Genomic DNA, 26,109 nt, shown 5'->3' on the forward strand with positions numbered 1-26,109 from the left:
ATCTGCGGGGTCTCACTTGGCTCGCTGTTCCCGCAGGCGTCTCGCACCTGCGCTTTATTTTTACAAAAAAGTCTTATGCCTTACTTTTTAGAAAAACAGGCGATCGCCTTATTTGCATTAAACTGCTCCGGTCGCTCGCTTGCCGCGGGCGATCCGTGAGCCTCCTCAAACAAGCGATAATCTGCGGGGTCTCACTTGGCTCGCTGTTCCCGCAGGCGTCTCGCACCTGCGCTTTATTTTTACAAAAAAGTCTTATGCCTTACTTTTTAGAAAAGCAGGCGATCGCCTTATTTGCATTAAACTGCTTCGGTCGCTCGCTTGCCGCGGGCGATCCGTGAGCCTCCTCAAACAGGCGATAATCTGCGGGGTCTCACTTGGCTCGCTGTTCCCGCAGGCGTCTCGCACCTGCGCTTTATTTTTACAAAAAAGCCTTATTCCTTATCTTTTTAGAAAAACAGGCGATCGCTTGGTGCTTATTTGCATTAAACTGCTCCGGTCGCTCGCTTGCCGCGGGCGATCCGTGAGCCTCCTCAAACAGGCGATAATCTGCGCTATCTTTTTATCAAAAAACAATATTAAATGAAACAGAGCTTTTTCAAAAAAGCGGTCCGCCTCTTCATCTTGTAAGAGCGAACCGCTGTATCGTTTTTTTTACCATGCTGTTAAACGTGTCACTAGCATCTTATAAAACCTTGGGATTATTTTACGCTGCCAGCCAATTGCTGCTTCAACAATTCAGCTTTATCGGTTTTCTCCCACGGCAATAGGATATCTGTACGGCCAAAATGTCCGTATGCCGCCGTCTGAAGATAAATTGGCCGGCGTAGATCGAGCATCTTAATAATTCCTGCTGGACGCAAATCGAAATTGCGGCGAATCAGCGCCACAAGCTGCTGCTCGCTTGCTTTTCCGGTTCCAAAAGTATCGACCGAGATCGACACCGGCTGCGCCACGCCAATCGCATACGCAAACTGGACTTCACATTTTTCCGCAAGTCCCGCCGCGACAATGTTCTTGGCAACATAACGCGCAGCGTATGAGGCGGAACGGTCAACCTTCGTTGCATCTTTTCCAGAAAACGCACCGCCACCATGGCGCGCATAGCCGCCATACGTATCGACGATAATTTTGCGTCCTGTTAACCCTGCATCACCTTGTGGTCCACCAATTACAAATCTGCCTGTCGGGTTAATGAAATATTTTGTATTTTCATCAAGAAATTTAGTTGGAACAGTCGGCGCAATGACCTTTTCGCGTATATCTTTCTTGATTTGCGCTTCAGTGATTTCCGGATCATGCTGGGCCGAAACAACAATTGTATCGACACGCGCCGGATGACCCGCTTCATCGTATTCGACAGTCACTTGTGTTTTTCCATCTGGACGCAAATAATTGATTTCGCCTGTTTTCCGGACATCGGCAAGTCGTTTCGCCAATTGGTGCGCTAAGGAAATCGGCAGCGGCATCAATTCTGGCGTTTCGTTGACAGCGAATCCGAACATTAAACCCTGATCACCGGCACCAATCGCTTCAATTTGATTTTCCGTCATTTTGCCTTCTCTAGCTTCCAACGCCTGGTTCACACCTTGCGCAATATCAGCAGACTGTTCTTCAATTGATGTCAAAATAGCGCAATTCGACGCATCAAAGCCATATTTAGCATTTGTATAGCCTATCTTCTCAATCGTCTGACGAACTACTTTCGGGATATCAACATAAGTAGAGGTTGAGATTTCCCCGGTTACTAGGACCAATCCGGTATTAACCACTGTTTCACAAGCAACCCGCGCATTCGGATCACCCTTTAATAATTCATCAAGAATCGCATCTGAAATCTGGTCACAAATTTTGTCTGGATGCCCCTCAGTTACGGATTCTGATGTAAAAAGCCTTCTTGAATCATTTCCTGCCATAAATCTTCACCCTGCCTTTCAAACATTATATGAGGTTGATAAAAAACTGTCCGAAGAGGAAAATACTCTTCCGGCATGCCGAGCAAAAAATTATTTCGCGTCAGCTATCAATCACACGGTACCCGAACCCGCCGCTTGTTTTCAAGGCATGAAAAAAGCCCCCGCAAAAAAATGGGTAGGCTTACTCCTTCGCATGTCGCGCGCCTCTTATTATCAGGAATAAATTTTCCTGCAGGTTAGCACCGTATCGCTTGCGACCGGTTGCCGGGCTTCATCGGGCCTGTCCCTCCGCCTACTCGGAATAAGAGCAGCCGTATTATTAATTCACATGATACAACAGGGATTTATTCCTGTCAATGTAAGACCCGTTGGTACTTCTGCAAAACACAAGCAATGTTCACAGAAGTACAGTTTGCGAAAGTTAACAAAAGGAATACATCAGTATATAATAAAGGTATGAAAGCGTTTTCTTTCTTTGGCCAATTTACTTTGTGAAATTTTTAACATAATTTCTATCCTTTTGATTGAAAATTTATTGTGTTTCATTAGTTTAATTGTGTTATACTATTTTCATTGAATAGACAAATTCTATTTTAGAAAGGGATGTTTGTTATGAATGCCACGGTACCGAACACGTCCATCTTGGAACTTTTCAACACAAAGGATACGTTTATTAATCTCTCAGTTCCAGAATTAATTCAAAAAGCGCTTGAAAAAAATGAAGGCGTTTTAACGGACAAAGGAGCTCTGGCAGTGACAACAGGCAAATACACCGGCCGCTCCCCCAGAGACAAATTCTTTGTAAAAGACAAATTGACAGCGGATACAATCGACTGGACTCGCAATCAGCCGATAAATGAAACCGTTTTTATGAATCTCTACCAGAAAATGGTCCGCTATTTGAGCCGGACTGACAGACGTTTTGTTTTCAAAGGATTTGCTGGCGCGGATCCGAAACACAGGCTGGCTATTCAAGTGATCAATGAATACGCTTGGCAGAACCTCTTCTGCAACCAGCTATTCATTGTACCGAATGCTTGTGAATTGAAAACGCACCAAGCGGATTTTACGGTACTTTCCGCACCGGGATTCAAGGCAGATCCGGTAATTGACAGGACACGATCCGAGGCCTTTATCATTATATCCTTCACACATCGAACTGTTTTGATCGGCGGCACAGAATACGGCGGCGAAATTAAAAAATCAATCTTCACGATCATGAACTTCCTTCTGCCGCAAGAAAATATCATGCCGATGCACTGCTCTGCCAATCAGGATGCAAGTGGCCGTGTCGCCTTGTTCTTCGGTTTATCCGGCACAGGTAAAACAACGCTCTCAAATGCGCCTGGCCGCGAATTGATCGGCGACGATGAACATGGATGGTCAAACGATGGCGTCTTCAATGTCGAAGGTGGCTGCTATGCGAAAACGATTCGTCTTTCTAAAGAAAAAGAACCGCAAATCTACAACAGTATTCAGTTTGGTACAATACTTGAGAACGTTATTGTTCACTATGATGATCGTAAGCCTGACTTTGATAATGGCGCGCTGACAGAAAATACGCGAGCCGCCTATTCGCTTGATAATGTGCCAAACGCGATTATTCCAAGCATCGGTGGTCAGCCAGATAGTATCATTTTCCTGACCGCGGATGCCTTCGGTGTACTGCCGCCGATCAGTATTCTGACACCGGAACAAGCGATGTACCAATTTCTCTCCGGCTACACAAGCAAGCTGGCGGGTACAGAACGTGGTGTGACTGATCCGGAAGCGACATTCTCAACCTGCTTTGGTTCGCCATTCATGCCTCGTCCAGCCGCCGTATACGCGGAGCTGCTCGGCAGACGGATTAAAAAACACAATGTTCGCGCCTATCTCGTCAACACCGGCTGGACTGGTGGTCCTTACGGTGTCGGCAAGCGGATGGAACTTGGCTACACACGGCGGATGATTGACGCGGCGTTAAGCGGCGAACTCGCTGAAGCGGAGACAATAACCGATCCTATTTTTGGCCTGCATATTCCGAAAACGTGCGCAGGCATTCCCGAAAGCGTCCTGCTTCCTTGGGAATCTTGGAACGACAAAGAATCTTATTCGAAACAGGCAAAAGATCTGGTCACCCAATTCAGAAGCAATTTCAAAAACTTTCCGGAGGCCTCTGATGAAATTCGGGCTGCCGGACCCATCTCCTGCTGAAAAATAATGACAAGATAAACATAAAAAAGCACCGCGCAACAATCGCGCGGTACTTTTTTTACGTTGAGAACTTTTGAACGCTTGATAGTTTTTTATGTAGGACCGGGTTGAATTTCTGTACTGTTTCGATAGCGATCAATCCAGAACGCTTCACGCGCGGCATGCATCGAAGCCGTCAGCACCTTGTCCTTCATAAGAAAGCTGAAACGTCTATCCTTTTCCAGATACTCCGGAAACTTATTGAGAAGAAAAGGGCCATCTGTTTCGAGATAGTCCTCCTTTACTGAAATCGTATCAATTTCCGCAAAATAGATATTCTTCTCTATGGATTCATTTCGACCGATTACCTGATATTGTCCCAAGCCGTAAAGCGTAGCGACGTGCGCGCCTGTCTCTTCATAAACCTCTCGGCAGGCTGCCTGCTCTGCAGTTTCTCCTGGTTCAATCTTGCCGCCGGGGAATTCTAAGCCACGCCGTTTGTGCCGAGTGAGCAGCCACTGCTTGTGAAATCGGCAGATAACCCAGACATGTCTCGGCTGATTTGAAAATGGGCGGCTACCAAGCGCAAGGCGTACTTCATTACCGTAATAATCACTGAATGACAAACTTTGATTCAACCAATCACCTGGCTTTCCTCTTTTTCCCCAACTGACAGCAAATTGAGTCGTGCGTTGATTCCTCACAATTATACATCATGCGCCGATCGTATGGGCGTACATTGTACGGCAGCATGTATACTGTCAATCAACCAATATCCTGTTGGCAGCGTGCTTGATATCGTTTCCATTCATGTTCGAGTTCAGAAAGCGTCCACGTACTCAGTTCATGCGGCTCGCTTGTGACTTGATGGGACTGAAGCAAGTGAATTAAATACTTTTTCCGATTCTCGACCGCCACGCGCAATAAATTTTTTTGTATCATCTGCTTGGGACAGGCAGCAAACGCTTTCATTTTTTTGCTGTTGCGCACTGCCCCTTCCTCCTTTCTGGGCGCCCATGACTTTTTTCATCGATAGCTCTTCTTTTAATATGCACAGTATTTTATTTTCTTAAACAGCAGATACACCATTCCGTGTACCTGAGCGATTCATGTCATCGCCTATTCGTTTTCATGTAAGCGTTTATAATAATACTATACTGCAATTTTATAATAAAAGATTCCTTTTTTCAAAAAAAAAGTGACTTCAGTCACAAACTTACGATGCAACGAAGTCAATTCATCTATAAATATATTTATTTTTTCTTTAAATTATAGCTTCGCCCAGTCCTTTTTTTAACAAATGCGCTTCGGCTGCTCGCTTGCCGCGGGCGATCCGTGAGCCTCCTCGAACAGGCTAGAATCTGCGGTGTCTCACTTGGCTCGCTTTTCCCGCAGGCGTCTCGCGCCTTCGCTACATTTTTCGCACAAAATCATATGCTTGTTATCTTCTCAGAAAACCAAAAACTCCGCCCGATCCTTATTTATAGCAAATGTGCTTCGGTCGCTCGCTTGCCGCGGGCGCTGCTTCAGCCATTCGGTTTTTGAAGCACTCGAAACTTAATTATTTAACAAAACATTGCTTATGCTTCAATCATTCGCTTTTGGCGTACGCTGTTCTGAAAAGCTTTTTTCTCTTCCTTAGTCATTTTCTTGTACTTCTTAATAAACTTCTCATATTCAGGCATTACGTTTTCCATCGGGCCGTATTGCTCAACCTGTCCATATTGAATCCAAAGCGCCTTTTCGCAGAATGCCTTCATCTGAGTAATCGAATGGCTAATAAAGAAAATGGTCTTTCCGCGCGCTTTGAACTCGTTCATTTTATCCAAGCATTTATCAGCAAATGTCTGATCACCGACAGACAGGGCTTCGTCAATAACAAGTATATCCGGATCAATATGTATTGAAATAGCGAAGCCGAGCCGCGATTTCATCCCACTCGAATACGATTTTACTGGCTGATCAATAAAATCACCGATATCGGCAAATTCAATAATCTGCGGTGTCATTTCCTTAATTTGGCGTTTATTAAAACCGAGCATCAAACATTTCAATTCGATATTCTCTCTGCCGCTGAGCTCGCCCTTTAGACCGGACTGTATGGCAATCAAAGCCGTTTCGCCATGAACTTCAACAGATCCGGAGGTAGGCGGAATAATCCCTGCAATAATATTCGACAGTGTCGATTTGCCGGAACCGTTCACGCCAATAATACCAACCACATCGCCTTCATTCGCATCAAAACTAATGTCTTGAAGCGCATAGAACGATTTGCCATGGCTGCGCGGTGAAAGCAGATCGAGCAGTTTTTCGGAATTCTTGCTGTACATTTTATAGGTCTTCGTCACATGATGGACAATAACTGATTTTGGCATGTGTTTCCCACCTTATAAGCCTTATAAATAATCGACAAAATGGTCTCTGAATTTCAAGTGAACACTAGATCCGAGAATAAACATTAACAATACTGTTAACCAAAAGTAAATTGTGTACGACAGATGATCGATAGGATACCAGGAGATGCCAAGCATCGTCGATCGATAGCCCTGTACAAGATAATACATCGGATTAAGTAGCAGAATATTATGGACAAAATGCGGCAGATTGGCCAACCGCGAAGGCTCCCACAAAAATGGCGTCAAATAAAAAATCATTCGCATGAAGGAAATCAGAATTTGATGCACATCGCGAATAATCGTAGAAAAGGTTGACGTGATCAGCGAGATCGAAACAAGAAATGCCAAAGAAGCAAACATAAAATAAGGCAATTGAATGAGATAGAGACTGGCTTTATACGGTGTAAACTGTAAATAAATCAAAACAAGCACCGTTAACAACAGATGCTGATAAAATTTTTCAAAGATGACATAGGTTGGAATTGTACTCATTGGAAAATTCATTTTTGCGATAAATTTAATGCGCGAATAAACGGACTTTGAGCCCTGAATAACCGCTGGTTGCAAATAGAACCAAATAAAGATCCCGGCTACGAGCCAGTCAAAATAGGGTACCGTTTCCCCGTTTTCAACAATAACCGCTTTCTTGTTAAGAATTTCTCCAAAAACAAGCCAATAGATGAAAATTTGGATCATTGGGTTGATGACAATCCAAGCCATTCCAAGATAATTATTATTGTTCTCGCTTTTTAATTCATAGAGCGACAGCCGGCGAATCAAGTAAAGGCTGCTTAATTGTTCTTTGATAACTCTCCATGCAGATTTCATCGGTTGATCCTTCCAATGTAACAGTTCTTAGTTAATAAAAAAAAAACTCACATCTCTCACTTTAACACAATAGTGCCGGAAAAGAAAAGTGAATTCAGAGTCCACTCTCTTATTTTCGACAGATGTTCGCCAGTTATGACCACACTACCCAATTCAGTCCGTGATTGAGGAATAATCATCCGATCTTCGGGAAAAATAACCAAACGCAATGAATTTGAGGTTTGCCTTGCTTCGCAAGCCAAACCTGCCTAGAAAAGTGGCGTATAGAGATGCTTAGTATCTGTTTGTTTCTTAGTAATTTTGCAATTATGGGTCTGTTTTTTATATTTGTGATTTTCCGGATCGATACTTTCTCTGCCGCTTTGGCCTATGTACTAATCTTCTTTCCAAATACGATTCCTTTTGTTGTTATTTATCTCGAGCAAAGCAAAGTAGAAAAGAAAAAGGCACAAATTTCTGAGCACTCAGATGGCAATTAAGCGAGGCGAGACACATGTTTTGGAAAAAAAGGCGACTGAAGAAAACCGATCCGCAAACGCCGGCAAAAAGTATCGTTGATTTATTGAAACAATTAAAAGTTAACCCGGATTTTACTCATTTTCACCATAAAGGACCACATTTTTCCTGTTGGGTGTCCTTCATGCAGACACTCGTTGATGTCGATTATGTGCATCGTGATGTTTTTCCTTATTTATACAGCAACCAGGTGCATTGTTTGTCTGATGTTCAGACGATACTACCGTTCGAGGAAATCATCCGTACGAAAGAATTGTCGGTGATTCAATCGAAACTCCTTGAAGGATTCATTGTCATTCAAGAATCGGAGAACAAGCCGGATTGCTTAATTATTCCTTCAATAAAAGTTCAAGGCAGGCAAGTCGAGCAGACTGAGATTGAGACAAGTATTCTCGGATCGCATGAAGGTTTTGTTGAATCGATCGACACGAATATAAACCTCATCAGGAAACGGCTGCCAATTCCACAATTCCAGATAAAAGAACTGCGCGTCGGAAAAATATCGCGGACACGCGTCTGTGTGCTGTTTGTCGACGGCATTGCGAATAAGGAAAATTTAAATACTGTTGTCCAGCGTATTTCTGATCTTGAAGTTGTCAGCTTGATTGACGCGACGATGCTTGCCTTGCATATCGGCGACAATAATCACTCATTATTTCCGCAATTTATTGATACGGAACGTCCCGATCGCGTGGCAGGCGCGCTTTATGAAGGAAAAGTAGCGGTGCTCGTCGATGGATCACCCAACGCACTTATTATGCCTTCGACCATCGTTGAATTTTTCGCTGCTTTTGATGATTATTTTCTCGTTTGGCCAATCGCTACCGCTTACCGTCTCTTGAGGCTATTCGCTGTTGCTTTTTCAATCGTTTCATCTTCGCTTTATGTCGCTGTGCTAACGTATCATTATCAATTGGTACCTAAAGATTTGATGGGCGCGTTAATTGTTTCGAGGAGTTCAGTGCCCTATGATCCGGTGATTGAGGTCCTTCTTCTTGAAATTATGATTGAACTTTTGCGTGAGGCGGGCGCACGCCTTCCGACAAAAGTCGGTCAGACAATGGGTATCGTTGGCGGTATTGTGATTGGCACCGCTTCTGTTCAAGCAGGAGTTGCCAGCAATATTCTGCTGATCATCATCGCCATGTCGGCGCTTGCCGCCTTCATCACGCCTAATTACCGAATGGCAACAACCATCCGTTTTATTCGTTTTCCTTTCATCCTCTTCGCGGAAGTTCTCGGCTTACTTGGAATTGCATTGTGCTTCATGTTATTTGTCTGCCACCTGATTAAGCTGACTTCTCTTGGTAGACCGTACATCGAACCGATTTATCCGTTGCGCGTGACCGATATGCAAGACGCTTATATCCGCTTGCCGTTTAATTTTCAAAACCGCCGCCCACAATTTTTGCGAACGGGCGACGCCGACCGTACCAATCCACAGCGTGCCCGAGAAAAAGTAGGCAAACAGTCGCCGGATATCGATGAATAGGACAGCGAACAGACGATCATTCAAGGAGACGTAGATGATGGCAAAGGCAAATCCGATTAACGACACGCATAAAGCCGGTCCGATGGCCGTTTTCTTTCTGACTCAGACGATGCAAATCGCCATTGAATTCGTTTTCATTCAGCAGCTCGTTACAAAAGATAGTCAGCAGGATGCATGGATCGCTGTGCTCCTAGGTGGCCTTTCCACATTTCCAGTGATGTGGCTGATTCTACGTCTACTTGAAAAGGAACGAAGATATGGGCAAGCCGATCTTTTTTCCATACAACGCCGTATCTTCGGCAAACTGATCGGCAGTATGCTGAATTTAATTGTTTCGATTTACGTTTTTCTCTACTCTGTCACCTATTTACGCAGTTTAATTGAACTGCTTCAGGTTGAAATTTTTCCACAATTATCCACACTCGTTTTTTCTGTACTCTTCTGCCTGATCGTCTGGTATATTGTCATGGGTGGTTTCCGTAATATCGTCGGTGTCAGTCTGATTAATTTTATTTATCTTCTCCCTTTGTTTCTGTCTAATGTCTTTGTCGTCCCGCATGCCCATTTTTCCAACCTCCTACCGATAATGGAGCATCGTCCACAGCAAATTTTTCTTTCTTTTTTTATGAATACCCATGTGTATGTCGGTTTTGAATTTATTCTGTTTTATTATCCATTTATTAAAAAACCGGAAGAAGCTAAAAAATGGGCATACTTCAGTCTGCTGACAACCCTGTACATCTATCTCATCTTTATCATTCTTGGCATCGTCTATTACAGCCAAGGTGAAGTGCAAAAAACAATTTGGCCAACCCTAACTTTTTGGAAGAGCATAAAATTTCCGTTTTTTGAACATGTGGATATCATTTTTTCCATTATCTTGCTTTGGAGCCTAATTCCACTGGTCAGCCTTTGTTCCTGGGTGCTCACGCGCGGCATCAAGTTCACCTTCCCGAAGATTAAAAAGAAATACTCTTTAATCGCGATCCTAATTCTTACGATTGTCACCGCCTATCTCATTCGAGATGGGCAACAAGTAATGATGTTGACTCGTCTCTTTAACATAATCGGATTTATTGCAATTTATTGCTATATTCCACTTCTTTTCCTATGCCAATGGTTAAAAAACTTATTTACTGGAGAAACCGCATGAGACGAAAAGTAATGGTTGGCGTTCTCAGTTGTCTGTTGCTTGCCGGCTGCGTACCGACGCATATCATTGACGATATCCTTATTGTTGAAGCAGAAGGTTATGACTACATTGGCCACAATAAAGTGATCGGAACCGTCACAATGCCGAATTTTGTCCAAAGCGGCAACCAGGGCGGTCAGGGGGCTGGGCTGCCATCAACTGCGTCCTTAATTCGCTCGCTCAGCGTCCAGACGTATAATGGAAAATCATTGGTCGATAGACTTCAATCCGAAGGACAGGTAGCGATCCAGGCCGGGAAAATTCGACTGATGTTATTTAATCTGCCAATGGCCAAACATGGTCTCTCGATTCAAATGTCTTTTCGCAATCGTGATCCAGACGTTCCTCGCGACCTGACGCTTGCAGTTGTCGATGGCAGTTGTAAAAAGCTGCTCAAAGCAACCGATTATCAGACGCAAATTCCGGTCTCGCGTTATGCACAAGATATGATCATGCAAAATAATACCCAAAATTATCCGGATAGCGATCTGTCATCTTTTTTATATGCTTACTTTGGCGCCTATATGGATCCGTTTATGCCAATTATCCAAAAGAACGGTGATCACCTTGAGATGCGCGGATTAGCGTTATTCAATCATGATAAACTTGCAATGCGCATTCCAGATTCTAAGGTCTTTGTTTTTAAAATGCTCTATCAGAATTTCACTCTGGGTGTTTACGATCTTGAATATCGCCCAGGAAGGCATATTGCACTGCGCAATGTGAAGACTTCAGTAAACTATAAGGTACGGCATGGCAATAGTGCCTCGCCAGATATTTACACAACGATCCATGTTATCGGTCAAGTACGCCAGGCCTATCCTGGTTCTGTGAGCAAAGTAAAAACACCGCAAGTCGCAAGGATAATGGAAAAAGGGCTAGCGTCTGACGCCCGGCAGCTCGTACGCAAAATACAAAAAAAAGGCATTGATCCGCTACAAATTGGCGATAAGGTAAGAAGTTTCACCTATCATTTTGATGGAAAATCATGGCCCGAGCGTTATCGTCATGCCCGTTTCCATTGCAAGGTATCAGTCATTATCCAGCAAACAGGTATTACTGATTAATTGTCGGAAAGTGCTTTCTTTTCCTTTATCGATTAAAAAATGTTATAATAGAAAAATTAACAGGAAAGGGGATTTTGATCGATGGGATTTAATCGTGGCCCGCAAGAACCGGTTCCTGAAGCAGAAACCGCTATTTGGACATGTACCAATGACTCGTGTTCCGGTTGGATGAGGGATGCCTTCTCTTTTGACAGCCATCCAACATGTCCGCTCTGCCATTCTGAAATGAAAAAGGAAACGAGAATACTTCCTGTTATTGACTAATCGGCGCTTCTTATGAACAACCAAAATTTGTTTTTTCAGGCACGTCCGTTCTGCTGCGAAGCGGTTCGGCGTGCCTGTCTTGTTTTTTGTTTGCGTCGTTACCTTCTAAATCGCCACACTGATCGTTTGAAGTAAGCATTCTTCAGCTATACTGAATCATAGCACGATTTCTCTTGAAATATCTTGGCTATTCCGTAGCGCATACCCATATAATTATTTAATTAGAAAATTCATCGTGTATTCCGAGACTTTCAGGTCCCAATACGCTTAAGCTTAGGATACAATAGAGGAGTAGTCGATAGAAGGTGATTCTGTGAAACTGACTAAAATGAAAAGAAAATATGCGGATCGCCGCGGCTGGCGTCGAATTATTTCAAGTCATCTCTCCAAAAAAGAATTTATGTGGCCAACATTCCATGGTGAAGCCGTACTAATACATTTTGATGCCGTAAAAGCGCCGTTATCTGTCTTTTATGGTGGAACACGCACGAAAACCGTTGATCGCGACTATTCCTGGTTGCAACTCTTTCCCTCAGGCGCTGCTCAATATGTTGTCACAGCGATGTTCGATGAAAAAAGACAGCTTGTTCAATGTTATTTCGATGTGATTGCTCGAAAAGGAAAGGATAGCGCGGCGATCCTGTGGTTTGATGATCTCTACTTAGATTTAATTCTCTTTCCCAACCATGATCTCTACCTGGTTGATCAAGATGAACTGACTGAGGCCTTGGACGAAGGAATTATTGATCAAGAGAAATATGCTCAAGCTTGGCAGACAGCCAAACATTTGAAGCGATTCATTGAAAACGATCCTGATTTTTTTCTGGATCTCGCCCGTAATTTGCGCGCCACTTTTCCAGAATAAAAGCAGAAATTTCGATAATTTGTATCCAGATGAAAAGAGGGGGATGACTGTGTCTGTTTCACTCAAACCGATGCATCCGCACGACTTTGTGCCTTATATGCAGCATAGCATACGCGAATACGCCGTTGAGAAACAACGTGCGGGCACATGGTTACCAAATGAAGCATTTTCGCGTGCCCAAGCTGAATTTAAGAATCTACTGCCCCTTGGTTTAGATACGCCCAATCATTACTTTTTATCGCTTTTTGATTGCTTTGAACAAAAAATCGGGATCATCTGGCTTCATTATTCGTTGGCAACTCGCTCACGAGAAGCTTTTATTTATGACTTTGAAATTTTCGAACCCTATCGTGGCAACGGGCTCGGTCAGGCGACATTGCTCAGTCTGTTCGACTACTGCCGACATATTGGCCTTGAAAAAGTTAGCCTGCACGTTTTCGCGCATAATACACGTGCCCACCATATTTACCAGAAGCTCGGTTTTGTTGACACAGATATTAATATGACCAAGCGTCTGATTTGAAGATGCATAAGCAAACACACCTCCTGTACATAATAGGAAACAGGAGGTGTGTCTATGTCTGAAGCAAGACGTAAAGAATACCGCTCAAATTCGGGGAAGACAGCTTCGAGTGTCAATCCTTCCGGGCGAGCACCCGGCGATCCGTCAGCGCCCGTCTCAAAACTTGAAGAACGGGCACGAAAAAACAATAAATAAAAAGACAAAACGGGAACAGCCGAAAAGTAGCAGTTCCCGTTTTACATGCTTATAATCCTTTGCAACAGCCGTTCAGCCATCCAAAGCTTCAAGCAAAAGATCAACAATGTGCACTGCTCGCATCGAACCCGTCCGATGTTTGCGTTCAATGCCAACCTTCATCTCTAGCAAGCAGCCGGGATTGGCGGTCACGATTGTTTTGGCGTCTGTCTTCACTACTTGCTCCATTTTATGATCAAGGATTTGCATCGCCATCTCGGGTTCAACAATATTATAATCGCCCGCCGATCCACAGCACGTATTGGCGCCTTCCATTTCCTCAAAATGAATTCCTTCAATCGATTGCAGCAAAAGGCGCGGTTCTTCATAGGTATGCATCACATTGCGCAAATGACAGGAATCTTGATAGGTGACTGTCTGTTGTGGTAATTTCAGCCGGTGCGTTTTATGAAATTCAAGGGTCACAAGCACGGCAGAAATGTCTTTCAATTTTGAAACGAAGTTCTTGGCGCGATCCGCCCATTCCGGATCATCAGCAAGCAGGTGATCGTACTCGATCAAAAATGCGCCGCAACCGCCCGCATTCGTGACAATGTAATCAGCGCCGGAATGCTCAAAAGCTGCGATATTCTGTTTCGCCATTTGTTTCGCCCGCTCGAGTTCCCCGTTATGCCCGTGCAGTGCGCCACAACAGAGCTGATTTTCTGGAACAAGGACATCGCAGCCAGCTTTCTGTAGCAGGCGAATGGTTGCATTATTCGTTGTGAAGAAAACCGTATCCATGAGACAGCCAGTGAACATTGCGCAAGTCGCCTGACGCTCTCCTTCGTGTTCAAAATACCTCGGACGTTCTCTGATTTCTTTACGTTTCGGGACTTCTGGAAGCACCCGTTCCATGGTTGCCATACTCTCTGGAAACAGATTCATAAAACCAACCTTGCGCACGACTTTTGACAATCCACTTCGCTGATAGAAACCAAGCAAGCTTGTCACATGCTCCAGCCGGTTTTGATTCGGGAACAATTCGTCAAAAATTCCTCTTCGCAGCATTTTCACTGGAACCGACTGTTTCTTATGCGACTGAATGATACTTCGAGCGTCTTCAAGCAGATGGCCATATTTTACACCGGACGGACAGACGGTCTCACAGGCACGGCAACCCAGACAGAGATCGAGTGAATGCGTCACTTCTTCATCTGGTTCAATCACACCATCTGTAATGCCTTTCATTAATGCGATACGGCCGCGCGGCGAGTAGAGTTCCTGCTGGTCGGTTTCGATGTAGGTCGGGCATGACGGCAGACAGAAGCCGCAGCGCATACAGTTCAGCAATTCGTCATAATCCATCTGTTCTTTAAAATCATTTTGAATCGCTTTTTTCTCAGTTTCTGTCATCATTTTGCCGTCGCCTCCCTTTCTATTGAAACATCCGCGAATACTTTTCCTGGGTTCATAATGCCTTTCGGATCTATTGACTGCTTGATGCCGCGCATCACTTCAAGACCCGCTTCGCCAAGTTTCCATTTCAGATAGGGCGCTTTCGTAGCACCCACGCCATGTTCACCAGTCAATGTGCCGCCCAGCTCAATTGCTTTCTCAAAGATTTCAGCAAAAGCCTTCTCGACACGTTCCATTTCCTCAGTGTTGCGCGCATCGGTCAAACATGTCGGATGCAGATTGCCATCGCCGGCATGTCCGAATGTAGAAATACGCAAATCATATTTTTGAGCGATATCAGCAATTGCCCGAACCATTTTCGCAATTTCCGAACGTGGCACGGTCGCATCCTCTAAAATTGTCGTTGGTTTGAGCCGAGCAAGCGCGCTTAGCGCGGTTCGACGCGCTGTGGCTAATTTTTGGGCCTCTTCTTCCGAAGCTGCAAGCTGCACATCAACAGCCTGTTGCTCGCGACAGATTTCCGCAATCCGTTGAATATCACGATCAACAATTTCTGCAGGACCATCCTGAACAATCAGCAAAATCGCCTGAACATTAGTCGGCAAGCCGATATGTGCGAAACCTTCAACAGCTTTCAGTGTATCTTGGTCGAGAAATTCCAATGTAGCAGGTATCATTTTGTTCGCGATGATTGAAGAAACCGAGCGGCCGGCTGCTTCGAGATCCTGATAAAGCGCCAGAATAGTCTTCTGCGATTCCGGTTTCGGGATCAGTTTCAACGTTGCTTCTGTAATCACGCCAAGTGTTCCTTCAGAACCGATAAACAAACGCGTCAGATCATAGCCAGCGACATCCTTAGTCAGTTTGCCGCCTGTACGAATTAGTTTTCCATTCGGCAGTGCGACCTGAAGAGCCAGTACATAGTCTCGAGTCACGCCGTATTTCAAGCCGTGCAAACCACCGGAGTTCTCGCTGATATTGCCACCTATCGTTGCGATCGCCATTGACCCTGGATCGGGGGGATAGAACAAACCTTGTGCCTCCACACAATCGCAGATTTCCTTTGTTATCACGCCGGGTTGCACGGTAATCGTCAAGTTCTCCTTATCCAATTCCAGTATTTGATTCATCCGTTTAAAAAGCAGAACAACGCCACCCTTCAACGGACACGTATCCGCGCATAAATTCGTTCCGGAACCTCTGGCATAAACAGGCGTTTCCATATCGTTGCACAGCTTCAAAACTGCCGCCATTTCTTCAGCACTTCCCGGAGCAACGATTACATCCGGCAACGACTGGTAGTTCGGCGTTGCATCATAAGAATAAACGAGGCGCCCGCTCGTCGAATCGTCTATGTTTTCTGAACCAACAATATCGATCAAACCCTTTTTTAACTTACCGAACTTTTTCTTCTCATTTGCTGAAAACATGAGACTCTCCCCCCATTCCGCCTCTCATTGATCGACAAATAATGCGCTTTCTTTTTACTTAATATTATAAATAGTCTTTATCTATAATTCTATTGAAAGCTACTGGGTTCGAAAATTAAAAAATATTGAAGTGCAAAAGCATCCCCCAAATGATTAGCCGATTCAGATAATTTGCAAAAAAGTGTGCAAAAAAAATGGCATTTGAAAAAATCCAAGTGCCATCTTTTTATTTTTTCAAATATAACTTACTTAACGACATCATACCCTTGGTCCTCAACAGCGTTTTTCATCTGTTCAAAACCAACTTTGCCTTCGTCATAAGCAACATCAACTTTTCCGCTCGCTAAATCAACAGCAACCGATGAGACACCGTCAAGATTTTTCAATGCACCGCTGACGGCCATCTTGCAGTGACCACAACTCATTCCTTGGACTAGCAATTGACGTTCTGCCATTGTTTTCACCTCCTTCATTCAAATAAACGCTGTTAAATTTTGACACGCTTCAGTCGCAGACTGTTGGCAACAACAGAGATCGAACTGAATGCCATTGCTGCACCAGCAACCCAAGGGGCAAGTAGCCCAAGCGCGGCAACCGGAATGCCAATCGCATTGTAAAAAAGTGCCCAGAACAAATTCTGGCGAATATTACGCATCGTCTTCCGGCTCAAATCAAGCGCCTTGACAATGTGGCTTAAGTCTCCACCGACAAGCGTAATATCTGCCGCTTCAATCGCTACATCTGTCCCAGTGCCAATGGCAATACCGATGTCGGCCGCTGCCAAAGCAGGCGCGTCATTAATACCGTCGCCGACCATTGCTACCCTATAGCCCTGCTGCTGTAATTCTTTCACTTTATCCACTTTTTCTTCAGGCAGAAGCTCGGCGAAGACATGATCAATCCCTGCTTTTCGGGCGATCGCTTGAGCTGTTTTCTCGTTATCGCCCGTTATCATGTAGACCCCGAGCCCGAGTGCTTTTAATTTGCTGATCGACGCCTGAGACGATTCTTTAATCGTGTCGGCAACAGCCACGAGGGCTTCCAGATGATCATCAATTCCGATAAAAATAACCGTGTTCCCGTAATTCTCTAAACGAATGGCATCATCAAGCGCAAAACGAATCACGATATTTTCTTTCATCATCAGACGCCTTGAGCCTATAATTAGCCGGTGTCCGCCCACTTGCGCCGTAATGCCACTGCCAGTTAGCATTTCAAAAGAATCGGTTGGCTGCAGATGCCACGCCATCTCTTTGGCATAGGAAACAATAGCCTGTGCTAGAGGATGTTCACTTTGATTCTCTGCCGAGGCAGTTAAAGTCATCATATCCTCTTCACTCATCTTGCCGAATAAAATCACATCGGTCACTTCTGGACGCCCGTTTGTAATCGTTCCTGTCTTATCAAAAAGAATTGATTGAATATCTTGAATGCTCTCCAGATATTCACCGCCCTTAAATAGGATCCCAGATTCCGCTCCTTTTCCCGTGCCAACCATCACTGAGGTTGGTGTTGCAAGACCAAGCGCACAGGGACAAGCAATGACCAGCACACTAATCGCCGCTGTCATCGCCGGCACTAGCTCGCCGGGACGGATTGCCGAGATCCAGACGACAAATACAAGCAGCGCGATTCCGATGACAATGGGCACAAATACACCGGAAATACTATCAGCAAGCCGCTGAATTGGCGCTTTGGAGCCCTGAGCTTCTTCAACAATTCGAACAATTCCGGCAAGCGCTGTATCCTCGCCGACACGTTCTGTTTTCATTAACAAAGTTCCATTTGTATTGAGCGTCGCCCCGATCAGTTTGTCTCCCGATCTTTTGGTTGCAGGGATCGGTTCGCCCGTTATCATTGACTCATCAATCGCTGCTTCGCCGCTAATTATCATGCCATCAACCGGAATTTTCTCACCTGGCCGCACCTTCAGCACATCACCAATACGAACCGCGTCGATAGCTACTTTATGTTCGATACCGTCCGGATCTACACGCGTAGCCTCTTTGGCCCCAAGCTCAACCAATTCGCCAATCGCAGCCGTTGTCCGTTTCTTAGCCCGCGATTCCAAGTACTTACCGAGCAAAACAAGCGTAATCAGTACCGCACTGGTCTCGAAGTATAGATTAGGTACAGCTGTCCGGCCAAGTGCATACAGGATGACTTGTCCCAAGCTGTAAACGTAAGCGGCGCTTGTTCCAAGTGCAACGAGTACGTCCATATTGGCGCTTTTATTCAGCAGCGCGCGTATGCCACCGCGATAAAACGGCCAACCGATATAGAATTGCACGACACTGGCGAGTGCCAATTGAAACCATGGATTCATAAGCAGCGCCGGCATCGGCAAACCCGTATGGAACGGGAGATGCATCACCATTGTATAGAACAATGGTAGCGATAAAACCGCAGAAATTAGCAATCTATAGCGCTTTTTCCGCAATAGTTTCTCGCTTTCATCCACATCCTGTGCTCCATGTGCCGACGCTTGGTAACCCAATTGGTGTACTTTATCAAAAATAGCTTCCTGTTCCGTCATTCCCGGCTGATAAACGACCGTCCCGGTTTCTGTCGCAAGATTGACTTGTGCGGAAACAATCCCATCCATGCGCAAGAGCCCTTTTTCAATCCGTGCCGCGCAAGATGCACAGGTCATGCCGCCAATCGCAAACTCGAGCTTGTTTTGTCGAACGCCGTAACCCAGACGCTCAATCCGTTCAGAAATCTGCCTCGGTTTTATTTGATCGCTGTCCCAAGAAATTTTTGCCTGTTCAAGAGCTAGATTGACGTTTGCTTCAACCCCATCGATTTTATTTAGCACTTTTTCAATCCGAGAAGAACATGAAGCACAAGTCATACCGGTAATGCCAAGCTGCATTTCCTTCTTCATAGACTGCGCTCCTTCCATCTTTATTTATTTATAAAATTGCCTCAATACTTTGATTAGCTCATCGATCGATTCTGAACCGTGGCCCTCTTCGACCGCCTTGGCGATGCAGGACTTTGTGTGGCGCTCAAGAACAGAGAAGCCAAGCTTCTGTAGAGCCGCCTGCGCCGCCGACAATTGAATCAAAATATCGATACAATAGCGATCCTCAGCTATCATTTTCTGCAAGCCGCGAACCTGTCCCTCCACTCGTTTCAAGCGATTAATCATTTTCTGCTTTTCTTCAGACGTGCGTGGTTCTGCCGGTTTTCTTTGCTCATCCGTGCCACAACCCTCTGCAGCCAACTCGCCGCAGCGACAGCAATCCTTTTCTTCTTCCATACAATCTCCTCCATTTCCTCATTATACCCTACTGGGGTATAAACAGCAATTGATCAGCCAGCTTGTCCAAACAAGGGGCAGACTGGCCAATCCGCGACTTCGCCGGATCGGCTATGGTTTCGCTCATTCTTTTTTCTTCGGTTCCGTCATATGGTGTGGATCAAGCAAATGGTCAAGCAGTTTGTCTGTAATCAAGCGCCGCCTTTTGACGATATCGCGAACGGAATGTCCTTCTCTCAAGGCCTCTTTTGCGATTTCAGATGCCTTCTCATAGCCGATAACGGGAACAAGCGCCGTAACAATACCAATATTGCCGCGAACAAAAGCTTCAAGACGTTCCCTATTGACCGTGATGCCCGCCAGGCAGTGTTTTGTAAAAGTTTGAAACGCATTCGCCATAATCGTCAAAGACTGTAGTAAATTAAAAACAAGAACAGGCTCCATAACATTGAGTTCAAACTGGCCCGCCTCTGAAGCTAGCGAAATCGTCTGATCATTACCAATCACTTGAAAAGCGGTTTGATTAATGACTTCAGCCATCACCGGATTAATCTTTCCGGGCATGATCGAAGAACCCGGCTGACGCGGCGGTAGCATGATTTCATTCAAACCTGCGCGCGGGCCTGAAGCCATCAGTCGTAAATCATTGGCAATTTTACTCATATTGATCATACAGATTTTCAATGCAGCCGACAATTCTGTATAAGCATCCGTATTCTGGGTGGCATCAACGAGATCAGCTGACAAAGACAGTGGAAAACCAGTGTCTTGGATCAAAAAATTTTTGACTTCAATCCGGTAATCGGGACTAGCGTTCAACCCTGTGCCTATCGCTGTTGCCCCCATATTAATCGCATAAAGTGATTGCAGACTTCTTTGGATTCGCGCAATATCCCGAGAAAAGACAGCCTGATAAGCGGCAAATTCCTGGCCGAGACGGATCGGAACGGCGTCTTGTAAATGCGTCCGACCGATCTTCAAAACGTCGTCAAATGCTTTTGCTTTATTTGCAAACTCTTGGCACATTTGGCGCATCACTTGAAGCAATCGACGGGTCAGCGTGATCGCCGCCAAACGAGTCGCTGTAGGAAAGACGTCATTTGTCGACTGTGATTGATTGACATGGTTGTTCGGACTAATCCGGCTGTAATCGCCTTTTCTTAAACCGCAAATCTCAAGCGCCCGATTCGCGATCACTTCGTTGGCATTCATATTCGCCGATGTTCCGGCACCGCCCTGAATCGGATCGACAAGGAATTGTTCGTGCAGGCGCCCATCAATAATTTCTTCTGCGGCCTTAACAATGGCCTGCCCGCATGACGCATCAAGTGTGCCGCAGGCCATATTGGCTCGTGCAGCCGCTTTTTTGACAAGAGCCAGCGCGCGGATTAATTCTGGATGCATGCGGTAACCGGTGATCGGAAAATTTTCTGCAGCACGCTTTGTCTGTATTCCATAATACGCATCAGAGGCAACTTCAAGACTACCAAGAAAATCATACTCAAGGCGTGTTGTTTTTTCCTGCATTGTTTCTCTCACAGCCTTTGACTAGAATGTTCTTTCTCTAGCACTATACGTGTCCTAGCCTGCCCCAGTACCTGCGCAAAGCTCGTTTTTTTGAAATTTTTCATTAGAAAAACTTGATGAAGCCAAGTCCTTGGACGATGGCTGAGTCTTAGTTTTTTCTTATACTTAATTCCTCTGAAATCGAAATCCAATACACTCTCAAGCGTATAAAAGACTGGGCAAAATCGCCTAATACTTAGTTGCATCAAATGTGCTTCGGCTGCATGTTTGCCACGGGCGCAGCGTCTGCTAATGCTTCATCCTACTCTGTCGATGTCCGGGCCTACTCTGTCGATGCCCAGGCCTACCCTGTCGATGTCCGGGCCTACCCTGTCGATGTTCCGGCCTACTCTGTCAATGCCAAAGCCTACTCTGTCGATGTCGCGCTCTACCCTGTCGATGTCCGGGCTTACTCTGTCGATGTTCCCGCCTACCCTGTCGATGTCCGAGCCTACCCTGTCGATGTTCCCGCCTACTCTGTCGATGCTGAGTCCTACCCTGTCGATGCCCAGGCCTACCCTGTCGATGCCCAGGCCTACTCTGTCGATGCCGCGCTCTACTCTGTCGATGCCGCGCTCTACTCTGTCGATAGTCCGGCCTACTCTGTCGATGTCCGGGCCTTCTCTGTCGATGTCCGAGCCTACCCTGTTGATGCCCAGGCCTACCCTGTCGATGCCGCGCTCTACTCTGTCGATGCCGCGCTCTACTCTGTCGATAGTCCGGCCTACTCTGTCGATAGTCCGGCCTACTCTGTCGATGTTCCCGCCTACTCTGTCGATGCTGAGTCCTACTCTGTCGATGTCCCGGCCTACTCTGTCGATGCCGCGCTCTACTCTGTCGATAGTCCGGCCTACCCTGTCGATGTCCGGGCCTACCCTGTCGATGTCCGGGCCTACTCTGTCGATGTCGCGCTCTACTCTGTCGATGTCGCGCTCTACCCTGTCGATGTCGCGCTCTACTCTGTCGATGCCCAGGCCTACTCTGTCGATGTCCGGGCTTACCCTGTCGATGTTCCCGCCTACCCTGTCGATGTCGCGCTCTACTCTGTCGATGCCCAGGCCTACCCTGTCGATGCCGAGCCTTACTCTGTCGATGCCCGGGCTTACTCTGTCGATGTTCCGGCCTACTCTGTCGATGCCCGGGCCTACCCTGTCGATGTCCGGGCCTACCCTGTCGATGTCCCGGCCTACCCTGTCGATGTCCCGGCCTACCCTGTCGATATCGCGCTCTACCCTGTCGATATCGCGCTCTACTCTGTCGATGCCGCGCTCTACTCTGTCGATGCCGCGCTCTACTCTGTCGATGTCCCGGCCTTCTCTGTCGATGCCCAGGCCTACCCTGTCGATGCCCGGGCTTACTCTGTCGATGTCCCGGCCTACTCTGTCGATGTCCGGGCTTACTCTGTCGATGCTATAGCCGCATTAAAATTGCACTGCCTGGTTCTCACCTTGAAAGCACAAAAAAACTTGGCGTAGCCAAGTCCTTTTGCGCTAGAAATTCACTTCGACTGTACGAAACCGCAATCAGGCCAATAGTCTGCGGAAGCTCCCAGTCCTCTCTGACTGTCTCGTCACTGCCCGGCAATCGCCTTCGACGCAGGCGATCCCGTTGCTTCAGCAAAAGACGCTTCAAGCTCGGCGGTGTATTGCGCTTTCTGTTCCGATGTCCAATTGAATCGATCAGCAAGATAGGCCAGCACGGGTTCTGCCTGACTTTTCGCTTCATCAATCGAAAACAACGTTTTCCCGCTTCGGCGCGTGAAATAATCAACCGGTGAGACGACCATCTCATGTTCAATACCATATTGAACGGTTGCCAGTTGAGCAGATGTCAAATGATAGTGCTCCGCTTCCTGATGATTGATCGCACAATAATGAAAGAGTTCCGACACATTTGTTCCATATTTTCCTACAAGTTCGGAGGCTTCTCGTGCACCAATCCCTGCCTCTATCCCTTCCTTAATTTTCTCCGCAACGTAGCTTTGGAAATGAGCGGAACCACCGAAATGCCCACCGGATAATTCAAGCTTTTCCGTTCGGCAATCCGGATAATTGATACCGGTCTCAGCCTTCAGTTCTCCCGTTACCTCGTTGACCACTCGCTCCGCCATTTTGCGGTAGCCAGTCAATTTGCCGCCGGCAATCGAAATCAACCCTGATTCCGATATAAAGATTTCATCCTTTCTTGAAATCTCTGACGGCGACTTACCTTCTTCTTGTACCAATGGACGAACCCCCGCCCAACTGGACTCAACGTCGTCAGGCCCTAGATGGACGGTTGGGAACATACCATTGATCGCATCCAGAATATAATCTCGGTCTTCAGCTGTCGGCTTGGGATCGATCGGCCAGCTGACATATGTCGTATCTGTTGTCCCTGCGTAAACTTTTCCATCACGCGGGATCACAAAAATCATTCGTTTGTCGCCGTTCGTTGTGTCGAAGTAAACGGCTTGTTCCATCGGAAATCGTTGCCCATCGATCACGATATGCACGCCTTTCGTTAAATGCAAATGCTTGCCCTTATTCGAATGATCTTGCTCGCGAATGGTGTCGACCCAGGGCCCAGCTGCATTGACGACTTTGCGTGCCAAAATTTTATAGGACTGTCTCGTCAGCTGATCAACGAGAATCACACCAATGATACGATGCCCTGCGTCATAAAGCAGCCGCTCAACTTTGGCATAATTAATCGCTTGCACACCGCGTGCAGCGGCTTCCTTCATGACTTCAATAGTGAGTCGTGCATCATCCGTTCTGTATTCAACGTAATAGCCACTGCCTTTAAGTCCTTCCTTCTTCAGCAAAGGTTCCTTGTTCAAAGTTTGTTTTCGACTCAGCATTACGCGTCGTTCGCTTCGTTTTACACCGGCGAGAAAGTCATATACTTTTAATCCAAGAGCTGTCGAGAACCGGCCGAACGTTCCCCCTTGATAAATCGGCAGCATCATTTTTTCCGGCTTAGTCACATGCGGCGCATTTTCGTAGACAATGGCACGTTCTTTACCAACTTCCGCAACTATCTTCACTTCAAATTGCTTCAGATAGCGCAGACCTCCATGAACCAGTTTCGTTGAACGGCTGGATGTTCCGCCGGCAAAATCTTGCATGTCGGCCAGACCGACTCGAAGCCCTCTCGATACGGCATCGAGGGCAATACCCGCGCCTGTTATTCCGCCACCAATCACGAAAAGATCCAGTGGCTGACGCGCCATTTCAGAGAAAAGCTGCGTGCGTTCCAAAGTTGAGAAAGACATCTCTTTTGCCTCCTGAAAAAATTTATTTTTATCCTAAACTCTCGCAAAATCAAAGCGAAAAAATAAAAAGACCGCAAGCAACACTTGGGGTATCCTGCTCATGATATAGAGCAATCGATACGCGGCGTTTTTTGCGGTCTTTACAGAACCATGACCAATTATGAACCTGTTCGCAAAAACTATTATTTCTACTTCTTATAACTAGAATAAGCGGATTGTCACAAATTTGCCATCATATTGCTTCAAATCAATTTTTAAAGACGCGTGTCGCTCCCACAGCCTTCGTCCACCCACGATACAACTGACTGCGTACTTCCGGCGCCATCTCAGCATGATAGGCTTTTCCGACTTGCCAGATTTCAGCAAGTTGCTTCTGATCACTCCAGAAACCAACTGCAAGACCCGCAAGGTATGCTGCGCCAAGTGCCGTCGTTTCACTACTTGTCGGTCTTCCTACTGAAACACCAAGAATATCGCTCTGGAATTGCATGAGAAAGTCATTCATTGAAGCACCACCGTCAACACGAAGCTTTTTTAGTGTAATGCCCGAATCGCTCTCCATCGCGTTCAGGACATCCTTTGTCTGATAGGCGAGCGACTCCAGCGTCGCACGAATAAAATGTTCTTTGGTCGTGCCGCGAGTCAATCCAAAAACCGCTCCGCGTGCATCTGCGTCCCAATAAGGCGTCCCAAGACCGACAAAAGCTGGCACAAGATAGACACCGTCAGCAGATTCTACTCTCTTGGCATATTCTTCGCTTTCCGGCGAAGACTTGATCATTCGCAGCCCATCACGCAGCCACTGAATCGCTGATCCGGCAACAAAGATACTGCCCTCTAAAGCATATGAAACTTTTCCATTTAGCCCCCAGGCTATCGTTGTTAGCAGTCCGGTTTTCGAATGAACAGCCTGCTCGCCTGTGTTCATTAGCATGAAACAACCGGTACCGTACGTATTTTTTACCATGCCTTGCTCAAAGCAGGTCTGCCCAAAAAGCGCCGATTGCTGATCACCGGCGATACCAGCAATCGGTATCTCTTCACCGAAGAAATGATAGCTGACCGTTTTAGCATAGACTTGAGAGGACGGGCAGACTTCCGGCAACATTGATTTTGGAACACCCATAATTTCAAGCAATTCTTGATCCCAGGATAAATCATAAATATTATAGAGCAAGGTGCGAGCGGCGTTGGAATAATCCGTCACATGCGCGCTACCGCCGGAAAGCTTCCAGACAAGCCATGTATCAATCGTCCCGAAAAGCAAATCGCCTCTTTCCGCCTTCTCGCGGGCTCCCGTTACATTGTCAAGAATCCATTTTATCTTTGTACCAGAAAAATAGGGATCGAGCAGAAGACCTGTTTTACTTTTGAACGTCTCCTCCAACCCTTGATCTTTAAGTTGTCGACAGATATCCGCTGTCTGTCGGGATTGCCAGACAATGGCATGATAAATGGGATGACCGGTATGCCGATCCCAGACAACAGTTGTTTCACGTTGGTTCGTGATACCAATGGCGGCAATTTCCTTTGGATCAATTTCGCCGGTCGACAATGCGTCAGCAATAACCGACAAGATGGAGCCCCATATTTCATTTGCATCCTGCTCAACCCATCCGGATTTCGGAAAATATTGTTTGAATTCTTTCTGAGCCATTTGTTTCACCTGGCCCATTTCATCAAAAATCATTGCGCGGACGCTTGTTGTTCCTTCATCTAATGCTAAAATATATTTTCCCATTTTTCTATTTCTCCCCTCAGTTGTAAT

The 26,109-nt window shown here is 46.0% G+C and carries 22 protein-coding genes and 1 riboswitch; of the genes, 9 read left to right on the plus strand and 13 right to left on the minus strand.

Going from position 1 to position 26,109, the window contains the following annotated elements; translation table 11 throughout:
* Positions 1-698: 698 nt before the first annotated feature.
* Positions 699-1,913, minus strand: coding sequence for a methionine adenosyltransferase (gene metK, locus JOC27_RS08575; protein ID WP_205006880.1), 1,215 nt, complete (start codon positions 1,911-1,913; stop codon positions 699-701).
* Positions 1,914-2,117: 204 nt separating this feature from the next.
* Positions 2,118-2,221, minus strand: a riboswitch (SAM riboswitch).
* A 304-nt stretch (positions 2,222-2,525) separates the two neighbouring features.
* Here metK and pckA point away from each other — a divergent pair.
* Positions 2,526-4,109: a phosphoenolpyruvate carboxykinase (ATP) gene (gene pckA, locus JOC27_RS08580; protein ID WP_205006881.1), complete on the plus strand. Its 1,584-nt coding sequence runs from the start codon at positions 2,526-2,528 to the stop codon at positions 4,107-4,109.
* Between the two features lie 92 nt (positions 4,110-4,201).
* Here pckA and ytkD read toward each other — a convergent pair whose 3' ends face one another.
* The 4 genes from ytkD to JOC27_RS08600 all read right to left on the minus strand — a co-directional run bounded on the left by ytkD (position 4,202) and on the right by JOC27_RS08600 (position 7,312).
* Complete coding sequence (gene ytkD, locus JOC27_RS08585; RefSeq protein ID WP_205006939.1) at positions 4,202-4,726, minus strand: RNA deprotection pyrophosphohydrolase; 525 nt, start codon at positions 4,724-4,726, stop codon at positions 4,202-4,204.
* 127 nt (positions 4,727-4,853) lie between these two features.
* Positions 4,854-5,078, minus strand: coding sequence for a Fur-regulated basic protein FbpA (locus JOC27_RS08590; RefSeq protein ID WP_338062793.1), 225 nt, complete (start codon positions 5,076-5,078; stop codon positions 4,854-4,856).
* A gap of 590 nt (positions 5,079-5,668) precedes the next feature.
* A complete protein-coding gene (gene tagH / locus JOC27_RS08595; protein WP_205006882.1) occupies positions 5,669-6,463 on the minus strand; it encodes a teichoic acids export ABC transporter ATP-binding subunit TagH in 795 nt (264 codons plus the stop codon).
* Between the two features lie 21 nt (positions 6,464-6,484).
* Positions 6,485-7,312, minus strand: a complete 828-nt coding sequence (locus JOC27_RS08600; RefSeq protein ID WP_205006883.1) for an ABC transporter permease — start codon at positions 7,310-7,312, stop codon at positions 6,485-6,487.
* Positions 7,313-7,805: 493 nt separating this feature from the next.
* On the opposite strand from JOC27_RS08600, the gene JOC27_RS08605 reads away from it, so the two are divergent.
* The 7 genes from JOC27_RS08605 (at position 7,806) to JOC27_RS08635 (ending at position 13,426) form a co-directional block, all read left to right on the plus strand.
* Entirely contained in the window at positions 7,806-9,320 is a 1,515-nt protein-coding gene (locus tag JOC27_RS08605) for a spore germination protein (protein ID WP_205006884.1), read from the plus strand.
* Positions 9,321-9,357: 37 nt separating this feature from the next.
* Positions 9,358-10,473: a GerAB/ArcD/ProY family transporter gene (locus JOC27_RS08610; protein ID WP_205006885.1), complete on the plus strand. Its 1,116-nt coding sequence runs from the start codon at positions 9,358-9,360 to the stop codon at positions 10,471-10,473.
* A complete protein-coding gene (locus JOC27_RS08615) occupies positions 10,470-11,579 on the plus strand; it encodes a Ger(x)C family spore germination protein (RefSeq protein WP_205006886.1) in 1,110 nt (369 codons plus the stop codon). The genes JOC27_RS08610 and JOC27_RS08615 overlap by 4 nt, the downstream gene beginning before the upstream one ends.
* A gap of 81 nt (positions 11,580-11,660) precedes the next feature.
* Positions 11,661-11,843: a cold-shock protein gene (locus JOC27_RS08620; RefSeq protein WP_205006887.1), complete on the plus strand. Its 183-nt coding sequence runs from the start codon at positions 11,661-11,663 to the stop codon at positions 11,841-11,843.
* A gap of 313 nt (positions 11,844-12,156) precedes the next feature.
* Positions 12,157-12,708 carry a DUF402 domain-containing protein gene (locus JOC27_RS08625; protein ID WP_205006888.1) on the plus strand — a complete coding sequence of 184 codons (552 nt, stop codon included), beginning with the start codon at positions 12,157-12,159 and terminating at the stop codon, positions 12,706-12,708.
* A 49-nt stretch (positions 12,709-12,757) separates the two neighbouring features.
* Positions 12,758-13,231 carry a GNAT family N-acetyltransferase gene (locus JOC27_RS08630; RefSeq protein WP_205006889.1) on the plus strand — a complete coding sequence of 158 codons (474 nt, stop codon included), beginning with the start codon at positions 12,758-12,760 and terminating at the stop codon, positions 13,229-13,231.
* 54 nt (positions 13,232-13,285) lie between these two features.
* Positions 13,286-13,426 carry a hypothetical protein gene (locus JOC27_RS08635; protein ID WP_205006890.1) on the plus strand — a complete coding sequence of 47 codons (141 nt, stop codon included), beginning with the start codon at positions 13,286-13,288 and terminating at the stop codon, positions 13,424-13,426.
* 72 nt (positions 13,427-13,498) lie between these two features.
* Here JOC27_RS08635 and JOC27_RS08640 read toward each other — a convergent pair whose 3' ends face one another.
* From JOC27_RS08640 to JOC27_RS08665, 6 genes are all read right to left on the minus strand, one after another.
* A complete protein-coding gene (locus JOC27_RS08640; protein ID WP_205006891.1) occupies positions 13,499-14,824 on the minus strand; it encodes a (Fe-S)-binding protein in 1,326 nt (441 codons plus the stop codon).
* Positions 14,821-16,254 (minus strand): glycolate oxidase subunit GlcD, encoded by a 1,434-nt coding sequence (gene glcD, locus JOC27_RS08645; RefSeq protein WP_205006892.1) that lies wholly within the window; start codon positions 16,252-16,254, stop codon positions 14,821-14,823. Before glcD ends, JOC27_RS08640 begins: the two co-directional genes overlap by 4 nt.
* 245 nt (positions 16,255-16,499) lie before the next feature.
* Positions 16,500-16,709, minus strand: a complete 210-nt coding sequence (gene copZ, locus JOC27_RS08650; RefSeq protein ID WP_205006893.1) for a copper chaperone CopZ — start codon at positions 16,707-16,709, stop codon at positions 16,500-16,502.
* Between the two features lie 32 nt (positions 16,710-16,741).
* Positions 16,742-19,141, minus strand: coding sequence for a heavy metal translocating P-type ATPase (locus JOC27_RS08655; RefSeq protein WP_205006894.1), 2,400 nt, complete (start codon positions 19,139-19,141; stop codon positions 16,742-16,744).
* A gap of 24 nt (positions 19,142-19,165) precedes the next feature.
* On the minus strand, positions 19,166-19,408 hold the full coding sequence (locus tag JOC27_RS08660) for a metal-sensing transcriptional repressor (protein WP_239530212.1): 243 nt from the start codon (positions 19,406-19,408) through the stop codon (positions 19,166-19,168).
* 234 nt (positions 19,409-19,642) lie between these two features.
* Positions 19,643-21,046, minus strand: a complete 1,404-nt coding sequence (locus JOC27_RS08665; RefSeq protein ID WP_205006896.1) for an aspartate ammonia-lyase — start codon at positions 21,044-21,046, stop codon at positions 19,643-19,645.
* A gap of 263 nt (positions 21,047-21,309) precedes the next feature.
* Between JOC27_RS08665 and JOC27_RS08670 the strand changes: the two genes are divergently transcribed.
* Positions 21,310-22,560, plus strand: coding sequence for a hypothetical protein (locus tag JOC27_RS08670; protein ID WP_205006897.1), 1,251 nt, complete (start codon positions 21,310-21,312; stop codon positions 22,558-22,560).
* Between the two features lie 95 nt (positions 22,561-22,655).
* On the opposite strand, the gene JOC27_RS08675 is transcribed toward JOC27_RS08670, so the two are convergent.
* Entirely contained in the window at positions 22,656-24,341 is a 1,686-nt protein-coding gene (locus tag JOC27_RS08675; protein WP_205006898.1) for a glycerol-3-phosphate dehydrogenase/oxidase, read from the minus strand.
* Between the two features lie 247 nt (positions 24,342-24,588).
* On the minus strand, positions 24,589-26,082 hold the full coding sequence (gene glpK, locus JOC27_RS08680; protein WP_205006899.1) for a glycerol kinase GlpK: 1,494 nt from the start codon (positions 26,080-26,082) through the stop codon (positions 24,589-24,591).
* Positions 26,083-26,109: the final 27 nt, after the last annotated feature.

The sequence above is a fragment of the Sporolactobacillus spathodeae genome (assembly GCF_016908935.1).
Lineage (GTDB): Bacteria > Bacillota > Bacilli > Bacillales > Sporolactobacillaceae > Sporolactobacillus > Sporolactobacillus spathodeae.

Coding starts and splice junctions, on each gene's coding strand:
- JOC27_RS08635 (WP_205006890.1), top strand. CDS start 13,286: ATGTCTGAAGCAAGACGTAAAGAATACCGCTCAAATTCGGGGAAGACA.
- JOC27_RS08675 (WP_205006898.1), bottom strand. CDS start 24,341: ATGTCTTTCTCAACTTTGGAACGCACGCAGCTTTTCTCTGAAATGGCG.
- JOC27_RS08620 (WP_205006887.1), top strand. CDS start 11,661: ATGGGATTTAATCGTGGCCCGCAAGAACCGGTTCCTGAAGCAGAAACC.
- JOC27_RS08605 (WP_205006884.1), top strand. CDS start 7,806: ATGTTTTGGAAAAAAAGGCGACTGAAGAAAACCGATCCGCAAACGCCG.
- tagH (WP_205006882.1), bottom strand. CDS start 6,463: ATGCCAAAATCAGTTATTGTCCATCATGTGACGAAGACCTATAAAATG.
- pckA (WP_205006881.1), top strand. CDS start 2,526: ATGAATGCCACGGTACCGAACACGTCCATCTTGGAACTTTTCAACACA.
- metK (WP_205006880.1), bottom strand. CDS start 1,913: ATGGCAGGAAATGATTCAAGAAGGCTTTTTACATCAGAATCCGTAACT.
- JOC27_RS08660 (WP_239530212.1), bottom strand. CDS start 19,408: ATGATTAATCGCTTGAAACGAGTGGAGGGACAGGTTCGCGGCTTGCAG.
- JOC27_RS08665 (WP_205006896.1), bottom strand. CDS start 21,046: ATGCAGGAAAAAACAACACGCCTTGAGTATGATTTTCTTGGTAGTCTT.
- JOC27_RS08610 (WP_205006885.1), top strand. CDS start 9,358: ATGGCAAAGGCAAATCCGATTAACGACACGCATAAAGCCGGTCCGATG.
- JOC27_RS08600 (WP_205006883.1), bottom strand. CDS start 7,312: ATGAAATCTGCATGGAGAGTTATCAAAGAACAATTAAGCAGCCTTTAC.
- glcD (WP_205006892.1), bottom strand. CDS start 16,254: ATGTTTTCAGCAAATGAGAAGAAAAAGTTCGGTAAGTTAAAAAAGGGT.
- copZ (WP_205006893.1), bottom strand. CDS start 16,709: ATGGCAGAACGTCAATTGCTAGTCCAAGGAATGAGTTGTGGTCACTGC.
- JOC27_RS08640 (WP_205006891.1), bottom strand. CDS start 14,824: ATGATGACAGAAACTGAGAAAAAAGCGATTCAAAATGATTTTAAAGAA.
- glpK (WP_205006899.1), bottom strand. CDS start 26,082: ATGGGAAAATATATTTTAGCATTAGATGAAGGAACAACAAGCGTCCGC.
- JOC27_RS08615 (WP_205006886.1), top strand. CDS start 10,470: ATGAGACGAAAAGTAATGGTTGGCGTTCTCAGTTGTCTGTTGCTTGCC.
- JOC27_RS08655 (WP_205006894.1), bottom strand. CDS start 19,141: ATGAAGAAGGAAATGCAGCTTGGCATTACCGGTATGACTTGTGCTTCA.
- JOC27_RS08670 (WP_205006897.1), top strand. CDS start 21,310: ATGTTTGCCACGGGCGCAGCGTCTGCTAATGCTTCATCCTACTCTGTC.